General features: G+C 47.4%; 10 protein-coding genes. 1 reads left to right on the forward strand and 9 read right to left on the reverse strand.

Going from position 1 to position 11,325, the window contains the following annotated elements:
* Positions 1-19: 19 nt before the first annotated feature.
* From fis to C1S73_RS11760, 9 genes are all read right to left on the reverse strand, one after another.
* Positions 20-316, reverse strand: a complete 297-nt coding sequence (gene fis / locus C1S73_RS11715) for a DNA-binding transcriptional regulator Fis (protein WP_000462885.1) — start codon at positions 314-316, stop codon at positions 20-22.
* A gap of 23 nt (positions 317-339) precedes the next feature.
* Positions 340-1,308, reverse strand: coding sequence for a tRNA dihydrouridine synthase DusB (dusB, locus tag C1S73_RS11720; RefSeq protein ID WP_032803127.1), 969 nt, complete (start codon positions 1,306-1,308; stop codon positions 340-342).
* Positions 1,309-1,447: 139 nt separating this feature from the next.
* Entirely contained in the window at positions 1,448-2,335 is an 888-nt protein-coding gene (gene prmA, locus C1S73_RS11725; protein WP_038870927.1) for a 50S ribosomal protein L11 methyltransferase, read from the reverse strand.
* A gap of 130 nt (positions 2,336-2,465) precedes the next feature.
* A complete protein-coding gene (accC, locus tag C1S73_RS11735; protein WP_038870929.1) occupies positions 2,466-3,809 on the reverse strand; it encodes an acetyl-CoA carboxylase biotin carboxylase subunit in 1,344 nt (447 codons plus the stop codon).
* A 14-nt stretch (positions 3,810-3,823) separates the two neighbouring features.
* Positions 3,824-4,288: an acetyl-CoA carboxylase biotin carboxyl carrier protein gene (gene accB / locus C1S73_RS11740; RefSeq protein ID WP_038870932.1), complete on the reverse strand. Its 465-nt coding sequence runs from the start codon at positions 4,286-4,288 to the stop codon at positions 3,824-3,826.
* Between the two features lie 60 nt (positions 4,289-4,348).
* On the reverse strand, positions 4,349-4,798 hold the full coding sequence (aroQ, locus tag C1S73_RS11745; protein WP_038870935.1) for a type II 3-dehydroquinate dehydratase: 450 nt from the start codon (positions 4,796-4,798) through the stop codon (positions 4,349-4,351).
* A gap of 305 nt (positions 4,799-5,103) precedes the next feature.
* Complete coding sequence (gene acs / locus C1S73_RS11750; protein WP_038870938.1) at positions 5,104-7,056, reverse strand: acetate--CoA ligase; 1,953 nt, start codon at positions 7,054-7,056, stop codon at positions 5,104-5,106.
* A gap of 218 nt (positions 7,057-7,274) precedes the next feature.
* On the reverse strand, positions 7,275-7,907 hold the full coding sequence (locus C1S73_RS11755; protein WP_005440406.1) for a 3'-5' exonuclease: 633 nt from the start codon (positions 7,905-7,907) through the stop codon (positions 7,275-7,277).
* 35 nt (positions 7,908-7,942) lie between these two features.
* On the reverse strand, positions 7,943-9,769 hold the full coding sequence (locus C1S73_RS11760; RefSeq protein WP_038870941.1) for a DUF294 nucleotidyltransferase-like domain-containing protein: 1,827 nt from the start codon (positions 9,767-9,769) through the stop codon (positions 7,943-7,945).
* A 241-nt stretch (positions 9,770-10,010) separates the two neighbouring features.
* On the opposite strand from C1S73_RS11760, the gene C1S73_RS11765 reads away from it, so the two are divergent.
* Positions 10,011-11,201: a 3-phenylpropionate MFS transporter gene (locus C1S73_RS11765; RefSeq protein ID WP_038870944.1), complete on the forward strand. Its 1,191-nt coding sequence runs from the start codon at positions 10,011-10,013 to the stop codon at positions 11,199-11,201.
* Positions 11,202-11,325: the final 124 nt, after the last annotated feature.

Raw genomic sequence — 11,325 nt, forward strand, 5'->3', positions numbered from 1 at the left:
ATTACTGTATGAACTGATATTAGTTCATGCCGTACTTTTTAAGTTTTTTGCGAAGAGTACCGCGGTTGATGCCCATCATAGTTGCTGCGCGAGTTTGGTTACCGCGAGTGTACTGCATGATGGTATCTAATAGTGGCTGTTCAACTTCAGCTAGAACTAATTCGTATAGTTCAGTTACTTCCTGGCCGTTTAGTTGAGCTAGGTAGTTTTTAAGAGACGCTTTAACAGAGTCACGTAAAGGCTTCTGAGTAATCTGGTCTTGTGACGTTACTGTAGTTACTGTTAATGCTTCTGAAGTCAGATTTTGTTCGAACATATTCGGTCTAGCTCTTCTCTTAATTATGATGCAACGTTATCAAAATAACCCTCTAATGCCTCAAGCTGCAGCTCAGCTGCATCGATAGCATTGAAGGTACGGCGAAACTCACTCGCTTGTTCATGCTCTTTTAGGTACCAACCAACGTGCTTACGCGCGATACGTGGACCTAAGAACTCTCCATAGAAATCATGCAGAGCGTTAACATGACCAAGCATAATGGTTTTCACTTCCTCACTTGGAAGCTCATCCATTGTGGTGCCGTTTTCCAAATAGTGATGGATTTCCTGGAAAATCCAAGGACGACCTTGGGCAGGGCGTCCAATCATTAAAGCGTCTGCACCGGTGTACTCCAGTACAAACTTCGCTTTCTCCGGGCTATCGATATCACCGTTTGCGATAACCGGAATGGATATAGCGTGTTTAACCGCTTTAATGCTGTCGTATTCGGCCTCACCTTTGTACATACACGCTTTTGTTCTGCCATGCAGTGCAAGAGCCTGTATGCCGCAGTCTTCGGCTAATTTAGCGATGTGAACACAGTTTTTATTTTCTGTGTTCCAGCCAGTACGGGTCTTTAACGTTACAGGAACGTCTACCGCGTCCACTACCGCAGTCAAAATCTCTTTGATGATGTCTGGGTACTGAAGCAGTGCAGAACCCGCCAGCTTCTTATTCACTTTCTTTGCTGGGCAGCCCATGTTGATGTCGATGATTTGCGCACCGTTTTCAACACTGAATTGAGCCGCATCAGCCATAAGCTGTGGATCGGAACCGGCAATCTGTACAGAGCGAATGCCCGATTCGCCTTCATGCACCATGCGCTGTTTCGACTTTGACGTTCCCCATAGTTTCGGGTTAGCAGACATCATTTCACTGACGGCCATTCCCGCACCATAGCGAAGACACAACTCGCGAAACGGTCTATCCGTTACACCAGCCATAGGGGCTACGATTAGATTGTTCTTAAGTTGATAGTTTCCGATTTTCAAAACGTCATCACAGTTCTGTACCAGCAAGGGCGCGCATTTTACGCATTTTTTCACTGCGTGAAAAGACTAATATTTGAGCATTTACAAATTGTTTTTGTAATTTGTATGAAATTCAAACAATTAGCCCTGAAAACCTTGTCTAGCCTTGCTTACGACCGGAGATACGACACCATTCGCTTTGCTCCGCGATTGGATCAATGTGAAGCTCATCACGGTAATAGCTTGCTACGTCTTCTGCTTGAGTGTCTAAAACACCCGACATCGCCAGGTCACCATTTGGTTTAACCAAACCTTTAATGATAGGTGCAAGTTCACGTAATGGACCCGCAAGAATGTTAGCAACAACCACATCAGCGATCAGGCCTTCAGGTTGGTTTTGAGGAAGGTACACTTCTAATTGGTCAGCAACACCGTTGCGCTCTGCGTTATCGCGAGAAGCTTGAAGAGCTTGAGGATCAATATCGATCCCGATAACTTTACCTGCGCCAAGTTTGATCGCAGCGATCGCAAGGATGCCTGAGCCACAACCAAAGTCGATAACCGTTTTACCAGATAGGTCTAAACTCTCTAGCCATTCTAGGCAAAGTGCAGTCGTAGGGTGGGTGCCTGTACCGAAAGCCAGACCAGGATCAAGCATAACATTAACCGCGTCTGGTTCAGGAACATCACGCCAACTTGGACAAATCCATAGACGCTCGCCGAACTTCATTGGGTGGAAGTTTTCCATCCATTCGCGTTCCCAGTCTTTGTCTTCTAGCTGTTCTACTTTGTAAGCAAAATCGTCTGCTAGCATGCCGCTTGCTTTGATTTGAGTGATGATGAAGTTTGTATCTGCTTCTGCATCGTACAGTGCCAGAATGTCAGTATCGCCCCATAAGCGAGTCTCGCCAGGTAGAGGTTCGAATACGGGCGTATCCTGCGCGTCTAGGAATGTTACAGACAGCGCACCAGTCTCTTCCATTAGCATGTCGCCGATTTGCTCAGCGTTTTCATTGGTCGCGTTGAGTTTGATTTGAATCCAAGGCATTTGTTTTTGCTCTTAAAGTGAATGAAGTGGCGCAGAGTTTACCAGAACTCTACGATTTGTTTGAGTATAGACTTTATACAAAACAAAAATGCCCACAGATGTGGGCATTTATTATGAGGTTAGCGAAGGCTTATTGTAGGCCTAGCTTCTTCTCTAGGTAGTGAATGTTTGCACCACCGTGCTGGAAGTTCTCATCATTCATGATTGACTCTTGTAGAGTAACGTTAGTCTTGATGCCTTCAATGATCATCTCGCCTAGTGCGTTCTTCATACGTGCAATCGCTACATCACGGTTCTCACCGTAAGTGATCAGTTTACCAATCATTGAATCGTAATGAGGTGGTACTGTGTAGCCTGTGTAAATGTGGGATTCCCAACGAACACCCATGCCGCCTGGCGCGTGGAAGCGTTCAATCTTACCTGGTGAAGGTAGGAAGCGCTCTGGGTCTTCTGCGTTGATACGACACTCAATCGCATGGCCGCGGATCTTGATATCATCCTGAGTGAATGAAAGTGGCTGACCTGCTGCTACGCGTAGCTGTTCTTTAATTAGGTCAACACCGGTAACCATTTCTGTTACTGGGTGCTCAACCTGAATACGAGTGTTCATTTCGATGAAGTAGAACTCACCATTCTCATATAGGAATTCGAACGTACCTGCACCACGGTAACCGATTTCTAGACATGCACGAGTACAACGTTCACCGATGTACTTACGCATCTCTTCTGTGATACCTGGTGCTGGGGCTTCTTCAACAACCTTCTGGTGACGACGTTGCATAGAACAATCACGTTCACCTAAGTGGATAGCGCCGCCTTGGCCGTCAGCAATAACCTGAACTTCAACGTGACGTGGGTTTTCTAGGAATTTCTCCATGTAAACCATGTCGTTGTTGAACGCCGCTTTTGCTTCTGCACGGGTCATTGCGATAGCTTCAATAAGATCGCCTTCTGAGCGAACAACGCGCATACCACGGCCACCGCCACCACCAGAAGCTTTGATGATTACCGGGTAGCCGATACGCTTAGCGTGGGCTTTATTTTTGTCTTCGTCGTTATCTAGTGGACCGTCAGAACCTGGTACACAAGGTACGCCAGCTTTTTTCATTGCGTTGATTGCTGACACTTTGTCACCCATTATGCGGATGGTGTCTGCTTTAGGACCAACGAATATGAAACCGCTGCGCTCTACTTGTTCAGCAAAGTCTGCGTTCTCAGATAGGAAGCCGTAACCTGGGTGAATCGCAATCGCACCCGTCACTTCTGCTGCAGAAATGATGCGAGGGATGTTCAGGTAGCTGTCGATACCACGAGCTGGACCGATACATACTGTTTCGTCTGCGAGTAGTACGTGCTTAAGATCGCGGTCAGCAGTCGAGTGTACTGCCACAGTCTTAATGCCTAATTCTTTACAAGCGCGAAGGATACGAAGTGCAATTTCACCTCGGTTCGCGATGACTACTTTATCTAGCATAAGGCAAGCCCCGCTTATTCGATTACAACTAGTGGTTGGTCGAATTCAACTGGCTGGCCGTCTTCAACTAGGATTGCAGTTACAACACCTGATTTGTCCGCTTCAATTTGGTTCATCATTTTCATCGCTTCAACGATACATAGTGTATCGCCAGCATTTACGCTCTGACCAACTTCAACGAATGACTTTGAATCTGGACTTGGAGAACGGTAGAAAGTACCAACCATTGGAGAAAGAACTTGGTGACCTGCAGGAACTGTTGCTGGTGCCTCTGCTGCCATCGCTGGAGCGTCAGCGACCGGTGCTGCCACTGGAGCAGGTGCTGCTACTGGAGCTGCTGCGTAATGAATTGGTGCTGGAGCAGCGGGTGCGCCGTGACGACTGATTCGTACCGACTCTTCACCTTCAGAAATCTCTAGCTCAGCAATGCCAGACTCTTCAACTAACTCAATTAGCTTTTTGATTTTACGAATATCCATCTTTTCTTTCTCTTTTATCTTGTGATTAAGACAACCCTAATGGGCTGCAGAGTGTTTGGTCTACTTTGCCTGCAATTTCGCAATTGCTGCAGACAGAGCAAATTCATAACCTTGCGCACCTAAACCGCAAATTACCCCTTCCGCTTTATCAGAGAGGTAAGAATGGTGACGGAACGGCTCACGGGCATGAACGTTCGATAGGTGCACTTCGATAAATGGGATGGCTACGCCAAGTAGTGCATCTCGCAACGCAACACTGGTATGAGTGAAGGCTGCTGGATTGATAATGATGAAGTCCACCTTGCCGTACGCGGCATGAATCGCTTCAATCAGCTCGTACTCACGATTAGATTGCAGGTGTTCAAGTTCCACCCCAGACTTGTGAGCCTGTTCAGCTAAAGCGTCAACAATCTGTGCTAGGGTGTTGTTACCATAGTGTGTCGGTTCACGCAGGCCTAATAGATTAAGATTTGGCCCATTTAGAACAAGAATTCGTGACTTTGCAGACATTGTGTTGCTATCTTCCTTTATCGTGAGCAGAACGTTTATATTCCCAAATATACGATAAATCGGCACGATTTTTTTGTTAAAACCGCGCAAATTTTAAAAAATCGACCAAGATTATAGCTAATTCACAGCAATTAGCAGCAATTTACTGGTCTAATCTCCCAATCGCCCCCGCCATTTCTGTAACCCAGTTAACAAAAACAACATAATTGCCACGTTTCTTTTGTGGTTTATTTTGCATCCACACACAAAAAAGCCGCCATATGCAATGGCGGCTTTGAGACTAGCGTTTAAAACAGGGTTGGGTGTTATGCCAGTTCTGCTTTTTCTGCGATCAGCTTGTCTACTACGCTTGGATCGGCCAGTGTAGAAGTGTCTCCTAAGTTACTGGTATCACCCGTTGCAATCTTACGCAAGATACGACGCATGATCTTGCCGGAGCGAGTTTTCGGTAGCGAGTCTGTCCAGTGCAGCACGTCTGGTGTTGCGATTGGACCAATCTCTTTGCGCACCCAATTTTTTACTTCTTTATGTAATTCCGCTGATGGGAACTCACCATCATTAAGCGTGACATAAGCGTAAATTGCCTGACCTTTGATGTCATGAGGAATACCGACAATCGCCGCTTCTGCAATCTTATCGTGTGCAACCAGTGCTGATTCAATCTCTGCGGTACCCATGCGGTGACCCGACACATTCAATACGTCATCTACACGACCAGTGATCCAGTAGTAACCGTCTTCGTCACGACGAGCCCCATCACTGGTGAAGTACATGCCTTTGAAGGTAGAGAAGTAGGTTTGCTCAAAGCGCTCATGGTCGCCGTAAACGGTACGCATCTGACCTGGCCATGAGTCAAGGATCACCAAGTTACCTTCTGCAGCGGTTTCTTCGATGATGTTACCCATGTTGTCCACTAACGCAGGTTGTACGCCGAAGAATGGGCGAGTTGCAGAGCCTGGTTTCAGGTCTGTGGCACCCGGTAGTGGCGCAATCAAGATACCGCCTGTTTCTGTTTGCCACCAAGTATCAACGATAGGTGAGTTCTCATTACCGATGGTCTTGTAGTACCACTCCCATGCTTCAGGGTTGATAGGTTCACCTACTGAGCCCATTACACGCAAGCTTGAACGAGATGTTCCGGCTACCGCTTCGTTACCTTTTGCCATTAGTGCACGAATCGCTGTTGGTGCAGTGTAGAGAATGTTTACTTGATGCTTATCAACCACTTCACCCATGCGAGCCGTGCTTGGGTAGTTTGGTACACCTTCGAAAAGAATGGTCTTCGCACCGTTCGCCAGTGGACCGTAAATTAAGTAAGTGTGACCTGTGATCCAACCCACATCCGCCGTACACCAGAACGTTTCACCTTCTTGGTAATCGAACACGTATTTGAAGGTCATGGTTGCGTATACTAGGTAACCACCTGTGGTGTGCAGCACGCCTTTTGGTTTACCTGTTGAGCCTGAAGTGTAAAGAATGAATAGAGGGTCTTCCGCTTTCATCTCTTCTGGTGGGCACACATCAGAAACGACAGCCGTTGCTTCGTGCCACCAAACGTCACGGTGCTCGTGCCAATCAATGTCGCCGCCCGTGCGTTTTAGAACGACAACTTTGTCGATGGTTTTTACTTCTGGGTTCGTCAGTGCTTCATCAACGTTTTTCTTCAGTGGTACTGCGCGACCACCACGAACGCCTTCGTCAGCAGTGATCACGATTTTCGCATCTGAGTCGATGATACGACCGGACAGGGCTTCTGGTGAGAAACCACCAAATACCACGGTATGAACTGCACCAATACGCGTACATGCCAGCATTGCGATAGCCGCTTCTGGCACCATTGGCATGTAAAGACAAACCACGTCGCCTTTGTGCACGCCTTGCTCTTTTAGTGCGTTAGAGAACTTACACACTTCTTTGTGTAGTTCATTGAATGTGAGGGTTTTGTCGTCAGCAGGATCATCGCCTTCCCAGATGATCGCGACTTCATCGCCACGCTCGGCAAGGTGGCGGTCAATACAGTTTGCAGATACGTTCAGCGTGCCGTCTTCGAACCAACGAATGTCGACGTGACCAGTATCGAAAGAGGTGTTTTTAACTTGAGTGAATGGCTTAATCCAATCGACAACTTTACCGTGTTCGCTCCAGAAGCCTTCAGGGTCGCTTACCGACTGCTGATACATGGCTAGGTAAGTGTCATTATCCGCATGCGTATGGTTTTTAATATTTTCTTTTACCGGATAAACGTGGGCTTCGCTCATGGCTTCTCTCCTTGTGCCTTTAATTCTCGACCTTCGTCTTTTGTAGGGCTGTTTCCGTTCTTTAGTCTGTGATTCATCAAGAACGTTGCTGTGCATATAACTGTCAGTCACAGCGCGTATTTCCACAATTAGACTTTAGGATGAGAGTGAGGAATGCGCCGCGATATTGCTGAAATAAAAGCGAATGTGGGAGGTGGATCGAAAGCTGAGTATTGAACCTATTGGGTATAAGGCACACTCAGGTTTGGTAAATCGCCTTTGGTTAGACGCACATACACCAAAGCCGCGGATTTTGCGTCTTGCAGGGCATCGTGTTTGTCTTGAATCGGTAGCTCGAGGTGCTTACAAATTGCATCAAGACTTAAGTCGAAGTAGGCGTTAGGCAAATGACGTTCGAGCTTGTCGTGATAAATCTGGCTCACTTCGATAAGCGGGTTAGGGAGTGGGAAGCCTAAATGCCTCAGACAAGCGAGGTCGAGGATCTTTTTGTCATAGCGAATGTGGTAGCCAACCAAAGGGCGATTACCGATAAAGTCGAGTAACTTGATGAGCGCTTCTTTTTCGCTGATACCATCCACCAAATCTTGGTGGCGGATATGGTGAATTTTTACCGAGCCTGAATCGAGTGATTGTGGGGCGCGCAGTCGAACTTCGAACGGTTTGCTGGTGATGATGCGATTGTCGATGATTTTTGTCGCAGCGATGGTGACCAGCTCGGCACGGTTGGGATCCAAGCTGGTGGTTTCGCAATCGAGAGAGACAAACTCGCCTTTTTGCGGCGAACAAAACAGTGGCTGATAAGGTGATCCTTTCAGCTTGTAATGCCAGTATTTCCTTTGTAGCCAATTCATCCCTGTTACCTCTCGTCTTATTTGCCTAAAAGACTCTAATCACGGATTTGATAATGGAAGCCTAAGAACTGCTTAAACTTTTTCACCACGTGTAAGCTGTGGCGTAGCAGGTCTCGTTCTGTCCTGTCTAACTGTTTGATGTCGATGTTGTTGAGTGCTTCCTGCTTACTCAATTGCTGGTTCAAACGGATCTTGAAGAACAGCTTCAGCGCCTCATTGAGGTTATCGGCGGTTTCTGGTTCTAAGATGCGTTTGTTTCTCAGTGCTTCGATACGCTCGAAGGTGTTCTTCTCTTCAATCGCGTATTCCAATGCCAAAGTGCGAATACCATGCACAATTGGGAAGATGCCGCCGCGCTTAATATCCAGCCCGTCCTTGGCACTTTTTACGTTGCCAAATAGAGTAAGAGGCACGGAAAACTGTAGAGCGGGGCGAGTGAAATCGGACAGAATCAACATGCGATCTTCCATGCTGTCTCTGAGGTGCTCGGCGATAGGTGTGAGCAACTCTCGATTGCCTGCGACCGCATGAGCATCGCTGAAGATGGCTAAATCCATGATTTGTTCTGGCTGTGCTTTAGCAATCCAACCATCGAGCGTTTTAATCCAGTCTTGCTGCGTTCGGACCCACTTCGGATTGTTAACCATGACTTTGCCAGGGCAGAGTGGATAACCCAGTTGTTGCAAGGTGTGGGTGAGGGTTTGCATCACTTCGGCGCAATGTTCCCATTCCAGCCCATCTTGGATGATCAATGCATTATCTTGATCGGTTTTGAGGATTTGCTCTCCACGACCTTCCGAGCCAAGCACAATCAGACAGCAGTGATCGTGCAGTGCTGGTGGCACCACAAGCTCAAACGCTTTTTCGATGATTTGTTCGTTTACGGCAGATATCAGCTCCATGATAAAGCGAGTACGGATGCCATTGGTTAGCAAGCTGTCCACCAACTGACGCTGTCGATTAGAAGCAAGGGCTAACTCTCCCACGCTGCTGGCTCGAGCAATACTGAGTGTCAGTACGTGTGAGTGAGTGGAAAACGCACTGAGGATTTGCGTCATGTCCAACATACCGACCGCTTGATTGCCTTCGCACACCATTAGACGCTTCATGCGATTGCGCGTCATGGTGATCATGGCGTTAAACAAGAAGTCACCATCATCCACGTGATAAACCGGGAAGGTGGCTATCTCACTGACTGGCGTATCGAGTGAGTGGTCGTCAAGCATTACGGCATGGAGCATATTGGTTCGCGTCACTATCGCGTAGGGATGCGCCGATGGATATTGTTCTAAGCGCGGGTCATCTTGGTTAAGCTGAACCAAAGCAGCATCAATGCCATTGTCTTTAAGTGTTTTGGTGACTTGATTAATTGGCATATCAGGTGTCAATAGCATCGGTGGATGATAGATGCTGCTATCGACTTTAGTCAGAATGAATTCCGCTAGGTTTTGCTGTTGTTGAGCGGCTTCAATGAGGGCTTGGCGTTTGGATAAGTTGTTATCGAAGTAGGCAGCGAACTGTCCGTTCTCGTTATACAGCTCAAGAAACACTTCTTTGGGCAGCAAGTACGAGAGGGTATCTTCCAGTGCCACATACTGATGGCGCACGCTTTCTTCAAACAAAGAGCGTACATCAAACATGTCGTCGTTAGCGTAGTGAGCAAACACTTCGTCTTGATCTTTTGAGCGCTCTTCTATAGCGCCTTTAATCAGCACGTGCAGGTGAGGGTTGTCTTGCCCACAAGCTAAGATGACATCTCGCGTTCGGTAGTACGCCACATCAAGAGACGAGCGCAGTCGATTTTGCTGTGCGTCAGTCAGGCGGTCGAACGGTGGAGATTGCATATTAAATTTGTCAGGCATTAGAGCACCTAAATTTGGTGGGAACACATTCTAAGTCTGACAAATTTCCCTGTCGAAGCCAGACGACTTTGGTCTAAATCGTCACAATCTAATTTTGCATTTCGAGACCCTGTGCCATTGAGGAAACGGTAAGTTGCCGATTCTTCCCTTTTTCTATTACGCATTGCGATCCATAATTCCGCGTCCCAAACGTTTACGTGGCGGAAGTCGTTAGTTTTTGTCGTTTTTTAGGATGTCAGTGATGTTGAAACCCTCTCCGTATGGCTGGATTTCCCAGTACTTTCTCGGATTCTTTTTTGCGTATGGCGTGTATCTGCCATTTTGGTCGTTGTGGTTTAAAGAGCAGGGCGTTTCTCCAACAGATATTGGTCTGTTAGTTGGTCTAGGTTTGGCGACGCGCTGTGTGGCGAACATGGTACTCACCCCACGTCTACATAAAGTCGAACACATCATGCCTGCCCTACGTTGGTTGAGCTTTGCTGCCCTCATTTTTGTTGGTTTCCACTTTTTCACTGGTGGCAACTTTTGGTTAATGGCACTCGCTACCATCTTGTTTAACTTGTGCTGTGGCCCGGTGGTACCTTTGTCGGATGCGATGGCGAACTACTACGCGCGTTTGAAAATGCTCGATTACGGTCGTACCCGTTTGTGGGGCTCGGTTGCCTTTATTGCAGGCTCGACTGTGGTGGGTTACTTGGTGGCAGAGTTTGGCTCTGACATGATTTTGTACACGGCGATGGTCGGTGTCTTTATCTCGCTCTTATTTGCAATGCGTAACACCAATCCAATGCCAGTGACACGCGAAGGTCAACATTCTGAGCGTCCAAAACTTTCTGCATTGCTTACGGATAAGCCGGTCGTGAAGTTCCTTGTGTTGATGGCGTTAATCCAAGGTAGCCACGCGGCGTACTACGGTTTTAGTGCGATTCACTGGAAAGCGGCTGGTCACTCAGAAGATGTGATTGGCTACTTATGGAGCTTGGGCGTGGCAGCTGAAGTCGCTGTGTTTGCTCTGAGTAAGCGTCTATTCGCTGGCTGGTCTTTACGCACTCTGTTTGTGGTTGCGGCTGGTGGTGTGATGCTACGTTGGGGCATGACTGCGTCTACGACCTCTATTTTGGCGTTGGTGGTAGTGCAAATGCTTCACGGCGTGACGTTTGCAATGGCGCACATTGCCGCGATTCAATACATCCAGAACTCAGCTGAGAACAAGATGGTGGCATTGCAGGCACTGTATAACGCAATCCCACTTGGTGCGTTTATCGCGTTGATGACGGTGATCAGTGGTTGGGGCTATGAGCACTGGGGGGCGAATATCTTCTGGTTGATGGCGGCGATGGGCTTTATTGCACTGTTTATCAAAGTTGAGCCTCAAAATGATGAAAGTAATGTGGTTGATCTCTCAGCTAATGCTCCCGAAGCACAGAATTAAGCTTCTGTGACAGAGATTAAAAACTAACCTTTGTCTCTGTTGTGAAAGCAGTGTTAAATGAAACCTCTCCCTTATGGAGAGGTTTTTTATTCCTTGCTTTAAAAACAGCAAGAAAGGCAAGAAA

This window comes from Vibrio jasicida 090810c, from assembly GCF_002887615.1.
In the GTDB taxonomy this organism is placed as follows: domain Bacteria; phylum Pseudomonadota; class Gammaproteobacteria; order Enterobacterales; family Vibrionaceae; genus Vibrio; species Vibrio jasicida.

Coding starts and splice junctions, on each gene's coding strand:
- fis (WP_000462885.1), bottom strand. CDS start 316: ATGTTCGAACAAAATCTGACTTCAGAAGCATTAACAGTAACTACAGTA.
- prmA (WP_038870927.1), bottom strand. CDS start 2,335: ATGCCTTGGATTCAAATCAAACTCAACGCGACCAATGAAAACGCTGAG.
- C1S73_RS11765 (WP_038870944.1), top strand. CDS start 10,011: ATGTTGAAACCCTCTCCGTATGGCTGGATTTCCCAGTACTTTCTCGGA.
- C1S73_RS11755 (WP_005440406.1), bottom strand. CDS start 7,907: ATGAATTGGCTACAAAGGAAATACTGGCATTACAAGCTGAAAGGATCA.
- aroQ (WP_038870935.1), bottom strand. CDS start 4,798: ATGTCTGCAAAGTCACGAATTCTTGTTCTAAATGGGCCAAATCTTAAT.
- acs (WP_038870938.1), bottom strand. CDS start 7,056: ATGAGCGAAGCCCACGTTTATCCGGTAAAAGAAAATATTAAAAACCAT.
- C1S73_RS11760 (WP_038870941.1), bottom strand. CDS start 9,769: ATGCCTGACAAATTTAATATGCAATCTCCACCGTTCGACCGCCTGACT.
- accB (WP_038870932.1), bottom strand. CDS start 4,288: ATGGATATTCGTAAAATCAAAAAGCTAATTGAGTTAGTTGAAGAGTCT.
- accC (WP_038870929.1), bottom strand. CDS start 3,809: ATGCTAGATAAAGTAGTCATCGCGAACCGAGGTGAAATTGCACTTCGT.